The following is a 15,094-nucleotide window of genomic DNA, read 5'->3' as shown; positions in this document are numbered from 1 at the left end:
CCGATCGGGATGTCCGTCCCCGCACCCAACCGCGAGAGCGTCACCGCCAACGCGGCCTGCAACACCATGAACAGCGTCGCCCCACGCTCCCGCGCGACCTTCAGCAGACCGCGGTGGAGCTCCGGGGAGATGTCCAGCGCGGCGGCGTGTCCCCGGTGGGTGGCGACGGCCGGCCGTTGCCGGTCTACCGGCAGCTCCAGCTCCTCCGGCGCCCCGTCCAGTGCCTCACGCCAGTACGCCACCTGTCGCGAGAGCAGGCTCTCCGGATCCCGCTCGTCGCCGAGCAACTCACGCTGCCAGAGCGTGTAGTCCGCGTACTGCACCGGCAGCGCCGACCATGCCGGTGCTGTGCCGCCCACCCGCGCCGCATACGCGGTGGAGAGGTCCCGGACCAACGGGTCGGTCGACCAGCCGTCGCCCGCGATGTGATGGATCGTCAGAACGAGGATGCTCGTCTGGTCGTCGTCCGTCGTGAACAGCGTTGCGCGGAGCGGGATTTCCGACGAGAGGTCGAAGGCGTAGGCGGATTCGCTGGACACGGCCGCGTCCAGCTCCTCCGGCGACACCGCCACGATCGCGAGCGCGAATCCGCTCTCCTCCGTGGGCAGGACATGCTGGTGGGGCTGCCCGTCGACGGCTGCGAACACGGTGCGCAGGGCCTCGTGCCGATCGACGACGTCCCGCAGGGCGGCGGCGAGTGCCGGGCGGTCCAGGCCTCCGGTCAGGCGCAGCGCCGTGGCCGCGGTGTAGGTCGCGCTCGGACCTTCCAACTCGCGGAGGAACCAGAGCCGTTGCTGCGCGTAGGAGAGCGGCGTGAACTCCGGGCGGGGCATCGGGACCAGGGCGGTGCGGGCCGCGTCGGCCTGTTCCAGGCAGGCCGCCAGACCTGCCGGGGAGGGGGCGTCGAAGAAGGCCTGGACGGGCAGTTCGATGTCCAGGACCAGGCGGATGCGGCTGATCAGCCGGATCGCCAGCAGCGAGTGGCCGCCGAGGGCGAAGAAGTCGTCGTCGACGGCGACGCTCTCCAGTCCGAGGACCTTCGCGAACTCGCCGCAGAGGATCTCCTCCTGTACCGAGGCCGGGCGGCGGCCGGCGGTACCGGAGACGGTGTGCGGCTGCTCGGGGGCGGGCAGCGCGGCCCGGTCCAGCTTGCCGTTCGCGGTCAGCGGGAGTGCGTCGAGCACGACCACCGCCGACGGCACCAGGTGCCCGGGGAGTTGCCCGGCGACGTGTACGAGTACGTGTTCGGCCAGCCTGGTGCGCTCGGCCGCAGCCGGGACGGCCCCGGAAGGCGCCGAAGGCCCGGAAGCCGCCGAAGGCGCCGAGGGCCCGGAAGCCTCGGAAGGCCCGGTAGCCGCCGAAGCCGCCCAAAGCCCGGCAGCCCCCGGGGCCGGGACGACGTAGGCGACCAGGCGCTTGTCGTCCGGGGTGGCCTCCCGGACCACGACGGCGGCCTGGGCCACCGACGGGAGGGCGGCCACCACGGCCTGCACCTCGGCCGGTTCGACCCGGTAGCCGCGGATCTTCACCTGGTCGTCGGTGCGCCCGAGGTGCACGAGGCGGCCGTCGGCGGTCCACCGCACGCGGTCGCCCGTGCGGTACATCCGCTCGCCCGCCGTGGAGAACGGGCAGGCCACGAACCGTTCCGCCGTCAGGTCGGACCGGCCCACGTAGCCGCGAGCCAGCTGCGCGCCGGCGACGTACAGCTCTCCGGGCGCTCCGGCCGGTACCGGGCCGAGCGCGTCGTCCAGCACGTAGACACGGGTATTGGCCACCGGTGTGCCGAGGGGCACGGCTCCGGTGGTGAGGGCTTCGCGATCGAGGCGGCCCGTCACCACGCCGATCGTCGTCTCGGTCGGCCCGTAGTGGTTGAACACGCCGCGGTCGCCGGCGGCTCCGAGCAGGCTCTCCACCAGTGCGGCCGGGGCCGCCTCGCCGCCCAGGGAGAGCGCGCCGGCCGGGATCAGGGCCGCCGGACCGGTGGCGGCGGCCAGCGCCGCGAGGTGCGAGGGCACCACCTTCACGTGGTCGATGCGGTGCTCGGCGAGGTAGGCCGACACCGCCACCGGATCGGTGACCGCCTCCTCCGGCAGGATGTGCAGTTCACCCCCGGTGGTGAGGCTCGCGAAGACGACGGTGTTGCCGAGGTCGGTCACGGTGGGCTGGAGCAGCGCGTAGCGGGCGCCCGGCGTGCCGAAGCCGACCCGTTCGGGGGCGGATGCGACGTAGTTGCGCAGGCCGCCGTGGGTGACCGCCACGCCCTTCGGCCGGCCGGTCGAGCCGGAGGTGTGGATGACGTAGGCCAGCCGGCCGTCCGGGTGGGACGCCTCCGGGGCGGTGCCGGGCTGTTCGGCGAGCTCGGCGAGCACCGCGGGGTCGTCCAGGGCGAGCGTCCGCACCGGGCGGGCGGATTCACGGACCTCACCGCCGGCACCGGCCCCACTGCCCGTGCCGACCCCACCGCCTGCATCGGCCCCACCGGCCGCACTGCCGGCGCCGGCCTCCCTGCCCGCACCAGCTGTGAGCAGCAGCTCGGCCCCACTGTCGGCGAGCAGGTGGGCGATCCGCTCGGCCGGGTACCCCGGGTCCAGCGGCTGGTACGCCGCCCCCGACTTCCAGACCCCCAGGATCGCGGTCACCGTCAGTACGCCGCGCGGCAGGCGGAGCCCCACCACCGATTCGGCGCCGACGCCGAGGCCGGCCAGGTGGTGCGCCAGCCGGTTGGCCCATGCATCGAGTTCGGCGTAGGTCACCGCCTCGCCGTCCGCCACGACGGCCACCGCGTCCGGGGTGCGGGCGGCCTGGGCGGCGAACAGCTCCGGCACGGTCGCGGCGTCGGTCGCGGCGGCGGTGTCGTTCCAGGTCTCCAGCAGCAGCTGCCGCTCGGCCCGGTCGAGCAGGCCGATGTCGGCGACGCGTGCGGTGGCGGGGGCCTCGGCGAGCCGGTCGAGCACGGTCCGGAACCGCCTGCTGACCTCCTCGGCGGCCGCGGGCCGGTGGCGGTCGGGGTTCATCTCGACGACGGTGCGCAGGCCCTCCTCCGCGGAGTCGCCGAGGACGTCGAGCTTCAGGCCCTCGGCCGGTCCGCTGGACAGCCCCACCCGGGTGACGGTGCAGTCGCCGAAGTGCAGGGGCTGCTCGCGCACCATGACGTCGACGATGAGGTCGTAGACCGGCGCGCCGCCGACCCGCCTGAGGTCCCGCACGATGTCGGGGTACTGGTAGCGCTGGTGGCGCAGCCCTTCGAACACGGCTTTCTGGGTCTGGCGGGCCAGGTCGGCGACCGGCATGCCGGGGCGGACCCGCAGCCGGATCGGCATGATGTTGGCGGTCATGCCGGGGATGCCGAGTTCGGACCTGTTGGTCCGGCCGTTGACGGAGACCCCGAGGACGATGTCCTGTGCTCCGGTGGCGCGGTGGTGGTACACGGCCGCGGCCGTGATCATGAGGCCGGCGAAGCTCGTCCGCAGCCGTTTGGCCACGGCCCGCAGGTCGGCGGTGCGGGCCGGGGTGACGCCGGCGCGGTGCAGCAGGGGGCGGGCGGCCGGGCGGCGGCCCTGGGCGGTGTCCGGGTCCGGGGTGTCGGCGAGGTCCGCGAGGGCGTCCAGCCAGTACTGGCGGTCGCGTTCGGGTGCCGGGGAGTTGCGGTAGGCGTGGTCGGCGTCGATCAGGACCGACAGCGGCCCGAGGGCGTCGCCGGCAAAGTCCCGGGCGGAGTCCCCGACGAGGTCCCCGGCAGAGTCCCGGGCGAGGTCCCGGGCGAGGTCCCCGGCAGAGTCCCGGGCGAGGTCCCCGGCGTGGCCTGCCCGGTCCGCGTCCGGCCGGCCCGCGTGACCCGCCGGACGGAGGCCCGCGTGACCCGCCGGGCGGAGGGCGGCGTACACCTGGGCGAGGCGGTCGGCGAACTGCGAGAGGCCGCTGCCGTCGAGGACGATGTGGTGGGCGCGCTGGTACCAGAGGACGTGGCCGGGCCCGAGGGTGAGGACGGCCTGGGCGGAGAGCCGTTCGCCGAGCAGGTCGACCGGGTGGTCGAGGTCGTCGCGCATCCACTGCTCGGCCGCCGCCCGCGGGTCGGGCTCGGCGCTGAGGTCGACGACGTGGATCGGGTGGTCCGCGGGATCGGCGACGTACTGGCGCGGGGTCTCGCCGTCCAGGCGCAGGCGCAGCCGGTACGTCTCGGCTTCGTCCAGGGTGCGGCGCAGGGCCCGCACGAAGAGGTCCACGTCGAGGTCGCCGTGGATCTCCGTGTACTCGCCGATGTTGTAGGCCGGGTTGCCGGGCGTCAGCTGCTGCGCGTACCAGACGCCGAGCTGGCCGGACATCAGGCCCCAGGAGCCCTGTGCGGACGCACCCATTTTCGCGTATCCCTCAATCGATCGACACGGACTGGAACATCGCGGACCGGGCGGTGTGCCCGGTGCCGCGGCCGGCGTCGGCGCGGTGGCCGGCCCTTCGGCGGACGGTGACCTCTCAGGACGCGGGGGGCGCGGCCGCGAGGTCGACGAGGTGGGCGGTGAGCGCGGCGACGGTGTCGACGTCCCAGATCAGGGTGGGTTCGACGGCGAGGCCGAGCTGGTCCTCGATCTCGCCGCTGAGTGCGAAGGCGTAGACCGACTCGAGTCCGTACTCGGCGAGCGAGACGTCCGGGTCGATCGACTCGGCCGGTATGTCGAGGAAGTGGGTGAGGCGGTCGGTCAGCCAGGACCGGATCTCCTCGGCGGTCGGGGCCGGGCGTGCGGCGTCGGGCGCGTCCGGTGTGCCGGTGCTCACGTTCGCGTCAGCGTTCGCATCAGCGTTCGCGTTCGCGTTCACGCCGGTGCTCGCGTTCGCGTCGGTCTTCGCGTTCATGGGGGCTCCACTCTGTGGGTGCGGTGGTCGTCCGGCGGTGGGGCGGGTCCTGTGCGTCCGCCTCCCCGCCCGGTTCCTCGTCCGGTCTCCGGTCCGGCTCCGGCCCGGCTCCGTCGTCCGATCTCCCGTCCGGGGACGAGGCCTCAGCCGGAGGAGGCGCGTCAGCCGGGGACGTGTCGTGCGCTCAGGTCGAAGAGCCGGCTCTCCCGGTAGCGCCGGACGGCGGTGTCGAACAGGTGCTGCTCCGCCTCCTCGCGCTCGGCCTCGGTGAGGACCGGCGGGCCGCCCAGGCGCCGGCAGAGCCGGTCGAGCACCCCGGGCAGCAGCGCGGCCGGGTGGCGGTCGCCGCCGGTGTGCCAGACGCCGAGGACGGCCGCGGCGGCGAGCAGCACCGTGTAGCGGTCGGCCAGCGCGAACGCGGCCGACGGGGCGCCGATGGTGGTGTCCTTGGGGCTGAGGGCCGCGCACTGCTCGCCCAGCCTGCCCAGCTCGTCGCGCAGGCGGTTCGCGAACCGGCCGGCCGGGGTGTCGGCGGGTGTGTCGCCGGCGATCCCGGCCAGCGCCCCGAGCACGCCGTCGCCGGGCGGGACGCCGGGGACGAGGTGGCCGAGGTCCAGGGGTGGCAGCGGCCCGCCGAGGTCGAAGAGAGACGGGTCGGCGGCCTGGCCGGCCGGCCAGGAGCGGCGGGCGAGCCGCGGGAGCTGGGGCAGCAGCGTCACCTGGCAGGCGGCCCGCGAGACGTGGGCGAAGGTGGCGGGGGCGATGTCGCGGGCGAGTTTCTGGAACATCGCGTACCGGCCCTCGCGCAGGTAGGACTGCGCGCCGAGCACCGAGCGCAGGTCCTCGAAGGCGTCGAGCACGATCCGTGAGGTGAGGTACTTCGCGGCCGGCGCGTAGACGCCCATCGATTCCGGGGCCAGGTGCAGGGCCCGGAGCACGACCGCGGAGAAGGCGTCGACGGCCAGCAGGTCGGCCTGGGCGCGGGCGAGGACGGCGCGTACGTAGGGCAGGTCGGCGGCGGCACCGCCGTACAGGCGCCGGTCGAGCGCGTATCCGACGGCGAGGCGCAGGGCGCTGTCCAGCGGTCCGACGATCACGGCCGGGAAGACCGACCGGGTGAGCTGGTAGGAGCGCAGGGCGATCTCCATGCCCTCGCCCGGGCGGCCGAGCAGCGCGTCGGCGGGGACCGGGCAGTCGGTGAAGCGGAGGCCGCCGAGCTGGACGCCGCGCATGCCGGAGCTGGGGAAGCGGGGCAGGTCGTGGATCCGGTCGGCGGGCAGTTCGTCGCGGGTGACGAGGAACTGGCTGTGGCTGCGGCTGCCAGCGGCCCGGCTGGTCCGGGCGAAGAGGACCATGGCGTCGGCGCGGCGCAGGTTGGTGACGATCTCCTTGCGTCCGGTCAGCAGCCAGCCGTCGTCGGTGCGGGCGGCGGAGCAGTCGGCGTGGGCGAAGTCGTTGCCGTGGTCGAGTTCGTGGAACGCGGCGGCGATCCGTCCGCCGGACAGCAGGATCGCGGCGGCCTGCTTGCGCTGTTCCGGGGTGCCGGCGGTCCAGACGTTGACGGAGGCCAGCAGGGAGCTGAACCCGTGGCCGAGGCCGAGGCTCGGGTCGCGCCGCCAGAGGGTGCGCTGGACGTCGGCGAGCCGGTCCGCGCGGGTGAGGCGGCCGCCGTACCCGGCGGGGACGAACTCGGCGTTCATGCTGTAGGCGTCGAGGAGCCGTTCGCCGTCGGCGGGCATCTCCCGGCGTTCGTCGGCGGCGAGCAGCGCGGCGTGGCCGACGGGGTTGGCGTCGTCGTGGGGGTCGCCGAGCAGGGCGTCCAGTTCTTCGGCGCTCATGCGGCCTCTCCTGCTCGCGGGGCCGGCGCGCCGAACGGGGTGACGGGGGCTCCGGTGGTGGCGGCGTCGGTGATGACGCGGGCGAGGGTCCCGTCGAGGTCCCCGTCGCCGGGTGCGGGGGCCGGGGCGGGGGTGCGCAGGAGCGCGGCGAGGCGTTCGCTCACTGCGCGCAGGGCCGCCCGGGCCCAGAGGCCGTCGGCCCAGAGCGGTTCCCCGGCGTGGTCGTGTTCGCCCGCCGTCCACAGGTGCAGGCAGGCGGCGCCGGCGAAGCAGAGCTCGTAGGCGGCGGCGAGTTCGTGGGCCGCCATCGGGGGCCGGGCCGCGGGGCGCAGGGCGGCCATCCGAGTGTGCAGCAGTTCGGTGAGGCCGCTCAGTGCGACGGCGTGTTCGGCGAGCCCGCTCGGGGTGGGCCGGGTCCGGAGCGCGGCGGCGAGGGCGGGCAGGGACTGCACGACGGAGCTGCCGCGGCGCGACGCCAGGGTGAGGGCGTCGTACTCCAGGGGCCCGGGCGGGCGGCCGGCCGCGGCGGCCTCGGCGAGGCCCGCGGTGTCGGCGGCGCCGGTGGCGTGGCCCCGGACCAGTGCGGGGAACTGCTGGACGAGGGCGGCGCGGTTGACCGGGGTGCTGCCGTCGAACACGGCGACGATCTGGTGGTCGCGCGCCACCTTCTGGAAGCCGCCGTACTCGGGGACGTCGGTCAGGAAGGAGCGGGCGCCGAGGAGTTCGGCGAGTTCGCCGAGGACCGAGTCGACGAGGGTGGGGGCGAGTGCCTTGACCGTGGCGGCGGTGACGCCGAGTTCGCCGGTCAGGCTGTGGATCGACCGGGCGGCGAGCAGCGCGGCGGCTTCGGTGGCGGCGAGCAGCGCCGCGCAGCGGGCCAGGATCGAGGCGGGGTGGGGGCGTTCGGCGAGCGGGCGCTTCTGGATGACCCGGGTGGCGGTGAAGCGTGCGGCCAGGCGCAGCCCGTGTTCGCCGGCGCCGAGGGAGAGCGCCGCGCACATGGTGCGGGTGAGCTGGAGGCCGCGCAGGACGGTTTCGACGCCGGTGCCCTCCGGGCCGAGCAGGGCCTGCCGGGGCAGTGTCGCTCCGTCGAAGCCGATGCCGGAGATGTCGATGCCGCGGATGCCGTGGGTGTGCGCCTTGGGCAGGTGCCGCCAGGTGCCGGGCGCCAGGGTGGCCTTGTCGACGACGAGGAGGCTGTGGCCGCGCGGGGAGCCGGCGGGGCCGGTGCGGGCGAGCAGGGTGAGCAGGCCGGCGCGGGTGGCGTTGTTGATCGGCCACTTGGTGCCGTCGAGGCGGTAGCCGTCGGGGTGGGCGGTGGCGGTGAGCTCGTTGTTGAGCAGGTCGGCGCCGTGGTCGGGCTCGGTGAGGGCCCAGGCCACCGGGGTGCCGTCGAGGACGGCGGCCGCGGTGGCGCGGGTCTGCTCGGGGCTGCCGGCGATCCAGACGCAGACCGCGCCCAGGTAGGTCTTGGCGTGGGCCACGGTGGCGCTGAGGTCGCGGCGGGCCACGGTCCGCCACAGGTACAGGAGTTCCTCGTGGTCGTCGAGGGCGCCGCCGTGGCGGGTGGGCACGTAGTGGGCGGGCAGGCCGAACGTGTCGAGGGCGGCGCAGAGTTCGGCGGGGAACTCCTCGGCCTCGTCGAGCCGGGCGGTGCGGCGGGCCGACTCTGCGGGGTCGCCGAGGGCCCGGTCGAGGGCCTGGTCGAGGGCCGCGGCGGCGGCCCGGGCGCGGGAGGCCGGTGGCCCGGTGCCGGTGCGGGTGGGCGTCACGGGGTGCCGCCCCCCGCGGTCAGCCGCCGTACGGCGGGCTCCAGTTCGGCGTGGAGGGCCTCGACCGCGCCGGCGAGGAAGCGCTCGCGCATGGCGGCGCGCTGGATCTTGCCGCTGGTGGTGCGGTGGACGGTGCCGCGGCGCACCAGCAGGACGTTGCGGGCCGGGACGCCGAAGGTGGTGGCGAGGCGGCGGGCGACGGCCGTGGCGGCGGCGGGCAGTTCCTCGGCCGGGAGGGTCGGGCTGACCTCGTGCACGAGCACGATCCGTTCGTCGGGTGCGTCGACGCCGAAGGCGGCGCCGACGAATCCGTCCAGTCCGGGGTGGGCGGCGCGCGCCTCGTGCTCCAGGTCGTGCGGGTAGAGGTTGCGGCCGTGGACGATCATCACCTCCTTGAGCCTTCCGGTGATGAACAGTTCGCCGTCCACCAGGGCGCCGAGGTCGCCGGTGCGCAGCCAGCCGGGTTCGGTGGCGGCCGCGCCGGCGGGGCGGGCGTCGAAGGTGCGGGCGGTGAGCTCGGGCTTGTTCCAGTAGCCGCGGCCGACGCTGTCGCCGCGCAGCCAGACCTCGCCGACGGAGCCGGCGGGCAGGGTGTGCAGGGTCCTCGGGTCGACGATGCGGGTCTCGAAGGCCTCGGGGCGTCCGACGCCGACGATCTCCTTGCCGTTGCCGTCGGTGGCGGCGACCAGCTCGGGGTGGTCGGCGTCGGCGAGGCGGTGCGGGTCGACGACCAGGACGGTCTGCTGGTGCGGGATGGGGGTGCCCGACGCGTAGACGGTGACCTCCGCCATTCCGTACCCGGAGGTGAGTGCCTCGGGCCGCAGGCCGATGTGGGCGAACCGTTTGGCGAATGCGGCCATGGTGGGGGCGTGGATGGGTTCGGAGCCGTTGCAGAGGAAACGCAGCGGCGATATGTCGACGCCTTCGAGTTGTTCGTCCGCGATGAGCCGGACGGCGAGGCCGTAGGCGAAATTGGGGGCGGAGGTCGCGGTGGTCCGGAATTCGTTCATCATGCGGAACCATTCGACCGGCCGCCGGGCGAAGTTCGCCGGCGGCATCAGCACGGTGGATCCGCCGTAGACGAGTGCGCAGCTGAGCTGGCAGAAGAGGCCGAAATCGTGGTGCAGCGGCATCCAGCTGCCGAACGAGTCGTCGCCGCCGAGGCCCATGACGGAATGCAGGGCCTGCAGGTTGGCCTGGATGTTCCCGTGGGCGAGCATCACGCCCTTCGGGGTGCCGGTGGATCCCGAGCTGTACTGGATGACGGCGAGGGTGTCCCGGTCGGCGTGGCGGCCGCGGGGCGGCGGTTCGGGTGCCTCGCCGGGCCCGGCGGGTGCGGCCTCCCGGACGGGGACGTGGCCCAGGCCCTGCGCGTGGAAGCGCTCGGTGAGGGTGTCCCGGTCCCCGTCGGTGGTGAACACCAGGCCGGGTGCGCAGTCCGCGGCGATGGCGGCGACGCGCTGGGCGGCACTGGAGGAGCCGGTCGCCGGCGGGGCGGGCACGGCGGTCACCCCGGCCATCAGGCAGGCGAGGTAGAGCTCGACGAACTCGGTGCCCGTGGGCAGCGCGATGAGCACGCGGTCACCGGGGGCCAGCCGCTGCGCCAGGTCGGCCGCGCGCAGGGCGGCCCGGCGGGCGAGCTCCGCGTAGCTGAGGCTCTCGTGCTCGGCGTCGGCGGAGCTGCGGTAGATGGTGAGCGCGGTCTTGTCCGGGTGCTGGGCGACGCGCGCGGCGAAGGCGTCCCCCAGGTTCCGGTAGCCGGTCAGCTCGAAGGCCATTGGTGTCCCCCTAGGCGCTGCGTCGGTCACGGCGGTTCGCGGCGGGCGGTGCTACCTCTTGTCGTTCTCCGTCGCCGCGATGAGGCTCTTCGGGCGGAGGTCGGTCCACGACTTCTCGACGTGGTCGAGGCATTCCTGGCGGCCGGCCTCTCCGAAGACCTTCTCCCAGCCGTCGGGAATTCCGGCGAAGGCGGGCCACAGCGAATGCTGGCCCTCGTCGTTGACCAGGACAAGGTAGGAGGCGTCGGGGTCGTCGAACGGGTTGGCCACCACTGCGCCCTTTCTCGGGGAGAGGAGTACGAATGGGCCCCGGCGTCGGTGTTTCGGCGACGGCTGTCGCGTCGCCGGACCGGTATTCCTGGAAGCCGCAGACCACTATGCCCCACCCCCGACCCCGGTGCGGGTGTTCAACCCGGTGCGGGTGGGCGGCGCGGGTGTTCAACCATCGCGGCGCGCCACTTGAACAGGCGTCGGCCGCGGAAGGGGCCGGTTTTCGGGCCCGTGCTGCGCCCCCGGCGCAACGGGGGATTGCCGGGGGCGCAGTGGTTCTCACGGTAGGCGGTGGCGCGGGGCGGTCGCGTCATCCCGCCGGACGAGCGGGGGGCCGGTGTCCTCCGTCGCAGGGATGCCGTCGGACGGCCGGGGGCGGGCGGGCCGCGGGTGCGGGGGCCGGGTGCGGGGGCCGGGCTCCGGGGTGGCGCGGGCCCGGGGCGGGGCTGCCGCGGGCCAGCCGGGGGCGGGCAGGCGGGCGGGGTCCGGCCGGTTGACTGATCGCGTGGGGGTGGGGACAATCCGCCGTCGCCGCGGACGTCGCGGGGTGCGGCGGGGGCGGAGCGGTGTCATCCCTGCGACGCCATCCGGGCGGCTGAGGGCGGCCGTTCTCCTCGCTCGTGCGGATGCCGCGGCAACCGTCCGCCCGGGGGACGATTTTGCCGGGCCGTTTCGAGCAGGATGGTTGGCAGCCGCCCCTGCACGGCGTCACCCCTCGCGGTGCCACGGGCGTCCGTCCGGCGTTCGGCCCCCCAGCAGGACAGGAGCACCCGTGAGCACGACGACCGCATCCGCCCCGTCCACCGGCCTCGTGGCCGCCCGCGCCACCGGCCTGGGAAAGGTGTACGCCGACGGCGGGAGGCGGGTGGTGGCGTTGGAGGACGTCGACGTGGTCTTCCGGCGGGGCGAGTTCACGGCGGTCATGGGGCCCTCCGGTTCGGGGAAGTCGACGCTGTTGCACTGCATGGCGGGGCTGGACTCCGTTTCCAGCGGCTCGGCCGCGATCGGTGGGGTGGAGCTGGCGGGTCTGAGCGACCGGCAGCTGACCCGGCTGCGCCGGGAGCGGATCGGCTTCGTCTTCCAGGCGTTCAACCTGTTCCCGGCTCTGACGGCGCTGGAGAACATCACGCTGCCGATGGACATCGCCGGGCGCCCGGTGGACATGGACTGGCTGGCCGTGGTCGTCCACGCGGTCGGCCTGGCAGGGAGTCTGACGCACCGTCCGGCGCAGCTGTCGGGCGGCCGGCAGCAGCGGGTCGCCTGCGCCCGCGCGCTGGCGGGCAGGCCGGACATCGTCTTCGCGGACGAGCCGACGGGGAGCCTGGACTCGCGGGCCGGCGCCGGGATCCTGTCCTTCCTCCGCGACAGCGTGCGCGAACTCGGGCAGACCGTCGTCATGGTGACCCACGACCCGGTCGCCGCCGGTTACGCCGGCCGGGTGCTGTTCCTCGCCGACGGCCGGATAGTCGACGAGCTCGTCCGGCCGACCGCCGGGGCCGTCCTGGACCGCACGTACCGCCTGGAAGCCAAGGGCGCCACGAGCTGACACTCCGCCAGCAGCACGTCAGACCCGACCACTTGGACTGATCACATGTATCGCACCGCACTGCGCAACGTCCTCGCCCACAAGGGCCGCCTGTTGATGACCGCGCTGGCCGTCATGCTCGGCACCGCCTTCGTGGCCGGGACCATGGTCTTCTCCGACACCATCAGCCGGGCCGCGAAGAACAGTTACTCCCGGAGCTACACCGACGTGTCGGTGATGGTGACCGACAAGGCGGCGACCGCCAGTACCGAGTGGAAGGGCGCGAAGGGCGGCGAGGGGCTGACCGACGCCACGCTGGCGGCGGTCTCCGGTCTGCCGGGGACGGCGAAGGCGCGGCCGGTGATCAGCGCCTTCGCCGGTGTCGCCGACAAGAAGGGCGACCTGATCGGCCCGTCGTGGAGTGCCAGGGCGGTGAACTTCGTCCCGAACGGCTCCGGCGTGGACGCGCGCTACCCGATGGCCGAGGGCCGTGGCCCGCGCGGCCAGGGGGAGATCGCGCTCGACCGGGAGACCGCGCGCAGGGGCGGCTACCACGTCGGCGACAGGGTGCGGATCGCCACCAACGGCCCCGCCGTCGACGCCGTGCTGACGGGGGTGTTCACCACCGACGACCCGATGGTGTCCTCGGGCAGCAGCCTGACCGTGCTGGCCACCCCGGAGGCGCAGCGGATGCTGCTGTCCCCCGGGCGCTACAGCAGCATCGAGGTGACGGCCAAGGCCGGTGTCTCCGAGGCGGCGCTCAAGGAGCAGGTCGCGCCGCTCGTGCCCGGCGGGAGCAGGTTCCGGGTCGACACCGCCCGCCAGCTGCGGGACGAGCAGGCCACCCTGGTCGCGGCCCGGACCCGCAGCCTGGAGGCGGTGCTGCTGACCTTCGCCGGGGTGTCGCTGTTCGTCGGCGTCTTCATCATCGCCAACACCTTCACCATGCTGGTCGCCCAGCGCACCAGGGAGTTGGGGCTGTTGCGGGCGATCGGCGCGGACCGGTCGCAGGTCACCAGGTCGGTGCTGGTCGAGGCGTTGGTGATCGGTCTGAGTGCCTCCGCGGCCGGCCTGCTGGCCGGTGTCGGCATCGGCCTGGCCATGAAGACGGGCCTGAAGTCGCTGAGCAAGGGCGTGCCCGGCGGTCCGCTGGTGGTGACGCCGACCACGGTCGGCGCGGCGCTGGCGGTGGGGGCGGTGGTCACCGTGCTGTCCGCCGTCGTGCCCGCGGTGCGGGCCTCGCGGATCGCCCCGATCGCCGCGCTCAGCAGCGGTGACCAGCCGCCGGCGGTGAAGAGCCTGCTGGTGCGCAACGTCGTCGGCTCGGTGGCCGCCGCCGGCGGTGTGGCGCTGATCGCGATGAGCGCCGTCTGGGAGGGTCCGTCCGCGCGCACCGCGATCGAGGCCGGCGCGGTGCTGGCCAGCGTGGGCATCCTGGTCCTGCTGCCCCTGCTGTCGCGCCCGGTGGTCGCCCTGGTCGGCCCGCTGCTGTCCAGGCTGTTCGGCACGCCCGGCCGCCTCGCCCGGCTGAACGCGGTGCGCAACCCGCGCCGCACCGGTGCCACGGCCGGTGCGCTCGCCATCGGGCTGACCCTGGTGACGACGATGACGGTGATCGGCACGTCGGTGACGGACGCGGTGGCCCGGACGGTCGACGGCGGCATCAGGGCCGACTACGCCGTGGTCATGGCCAACGGTCACGGCCTCTCCCCGAAGATCGCGGAGGCGGTCGCCAAGGCCCCGGGGGTGACGGCCGCCAGTGCGGTCACCACCGTGGACCTGAAGGTGGACGGCACGACCCGCACGTTCGAGGGCCTGGACGCGGACGGCGCCGGGCAGCTGGTCAACCTGTCGATGACCGCCGGCTCGGCCGACGCGCTGAAGCAGGGCCAGGCCCTGGTCGACTCCGACCTCGCCGCCGACGGTCACCTGGGGGCGGGCTCGACGATGACGGTCAGGCGCCCGGACGGCTCCACCGCCACCCTGACCGTGGGCGGTGTGTTCCGCGCGAACCAGATGCTCTCCCCGGTCCTGCTCTCCAATGCGGCACTCGCCGGTTTCGAGCCGAACCCGTACGTCAGCCAGACCCTCGTCAAGGGGGCCGCCGGGGCCACGCCCGCCCTCAAGCAGGCCATCAAGGACGCCACCGGGAGCAACCCGGTGATCGAGATCAGGGACAGGCAGGGCATGCAGGACGAGTTCAGCCACACCATCACCTCGACGCTGAGCCTGCTGTACGCGCTGCTGGCGATGTCGGTGCTGGTCGCCGTGCTCGGGGTGGTCAACACCATGGCGATGTCGGTGTTCGAGCGCAAGCGGGAGATCGGCCTGCTGCGCGCGATCGGCCTGGACCGGCGCGGCATCAAGCGGATGGTGCGGCTGGAGTCGGCGCTCATCTCGGTGCTGGGCGCGGTGGTCGGCATGGTCCTCGGCAGCTATCTGGCCTGGGCCGCCGTCAACACCCTGGAGGTCGAGCTGGCGAACATCACCACGGTGATCCCCTACGGCCGGATGTCCCTCTTCCTGGTCCTGACCGGGGTGGTCGGTGTGCTCGCCGCGGCGTGGCCGGCCCGCCAGGCCGCCCGGCTGGACATCCTCGACAGCATCCAGACGGCCTGATCCCCCGCCCGTGGCCGCTGCCCTCCGGTGCCGCCCGGGCGGCGCGGACCACGGCCCACCGGCGGGCGACCCGGTTCGCCCGCCCGCCCGAACGCTCATCAGACATGCGTCAACCACGGCACATCACGCCGCTTCCGTGCTCCGCCCGCCGGTGGAGCACGGGACGGCCGGACCCAGGAGGTACCCCGTGACAACGGCACCCACATCCGTCCATGCTTCCCCGAACCCGGGCGGCCCCGTCGCGAGCGCCGCCTCGGCGCGTCAGGTGACCAAGGCCTACGGCACCGGCGAGACCAGGGTCACCGCGCTGGACGCGGTGGACGTGGACATCCAGCGCGGCCGCTTCACAGCGATCATGGGCCCCTCGGGCTCCGGCAAGTCGACCCTGATGCACTGCCTGGCCGGCCTGGACACCGTCACCGAGGGCCGGATCTGGATCGGCGA

Annotated in this window: 9 protein-coding genes; 3 read left to right on the top strand and 6 right to left on the bottom strand. The window is 74.3% G+C overall.

Translation table 11 applies throughout. The annotated features are described in order from the left end of the window. The 6 genes from ACFC1F_RS38400 to ACFC1F_RS38375 form a co-directional block, all read right to left on the bottom strand. On the bottom strand, positions 1-4,355 hold a 4,355-nt coding region (locus tag ACFC1F_RS38400), incomplete at its 3' end, for an amino acid adenylation domain-containing protein (protein ID WP_376165632.1). Between the two features lie 115 nt (positions 4,356-4,470). Next, positions 4,471-4,848 carry an acyl carrier protein gene (locus tag ACFC1F_RS38395; RefSeq protein WP_376165630.1) on the bottom strand — a complete coding sequence of 126 codons (378 nt, stop codon included), beginning with the start codon at positions 4,846-4,848 and terminating at the stop codon, positions 4,471-4,473. 161 nt (positions 4,849-5,009) lie between these two features. Further along, entirely contained in the window at positions 5,010-6,686 is a 1,677-nt protein-coding gene (locus ACFC1F_RS38390) for an acyl-CoA dehydrogenase family protein (RefSeq protein WP_376165628.1), read from the bottom strand. After that, positions 6,683-8,458, bottom strand: a complete 1,776-nt coding sequence (locus ACFC1F_RS38385; protein WP_376165626.1) for an acyl-CoA dehydrogenase family protein — start codon at positions 8,456-8,458, stop codon at positions 6,683-6,685. The genes ACFC1F_RS38390 and ACFC1F_RS38385 overlap by 4 nt, the downstream gene beginning before the upstream one ends. After that, positions 8,455-10,236 carry a fatty acyl-AMP ligase gene (locus ACFC1F_RS38380; RefSeq protein ID WP_376165624.1) on the bottom strand — a complete coding sequence of 594 codons (1,782 nt, stop codon included), beginning with the start codon at positions 10,234-10,236 and terminating at the stop codon, positions 8,455-8,457. The genes ACFC1F_RS38385 and ACFC1F_RS38380 overlap by 4 nt, the downstream gene beginning before the upstream one ends. A 51-nt stretch (positions 10,237-10,287) precedes the next feature. Beyond that, positions 10,288-10,506, bottom strand: coding sequence for an MbtH family protein (locus ACFC1F_RS38375; RefSeq protein ID WP_307853544.1), 219 nt, complete (start codon positions 10,504-10,506; stop codon positions 10,288-10,290). 772 nt (positions 10,507-11,278) lie between these two features. On the opposite strand from ACFC1F_RS38375, the gene ACFC1F_RS38370 reads away from it, so the two are divergent. The 3 genes from ACFC1F_RS38370 to ACFC1F_RS38360 form a co-directional block, all read left to right on the top strand. After that, on the top strand, positions 11,279-12,052 hold the full coding sequence (locus ACFC1F_RS38370; protein WP_376165622.1) for an ABC transporter ATP-binding protein: 774 nt from the start codon (positions 11,279-11,281) through the stop codon (positions 12,050-12,052). 45 nt (positions 12,053-12,097) lie between these two features. Then, positions 12,098-14,650 (top strand): ABC transporter permease, encoded by a 2,553-nt coding sequence (locus ACFC1F_RS38365; protein WP_376165620.1) that lies wholly within the window; start codon positions 12,098-12,100, stop codon positions 14,648-14,650. 187 nt (positions 14,651-14,837) lie between these two features. Beyond that, the coding region (locus tag ACFC1F_RS38360; RefSeq protein ID WP_376165618.1) for an ATP-binding cassette domain-containing protein at positions 14,838-15,094 on the top strand (257 nt) is incomplete at its 3' end.

Origin of the sequence: Kitasatospora sp. NPDC056181, from assembly GCF_042266225.1 — a bacterium.
In the GTDB taxonomy this organism is placed as follows: Bacteria; Actinomycetota; Actinomycetes; order Streptomycetales; family Streptomycetaceae; genus Kitasatospora.
This window is presented reverse-complemented; position numbering and strand designations above follow the sequence as displayed.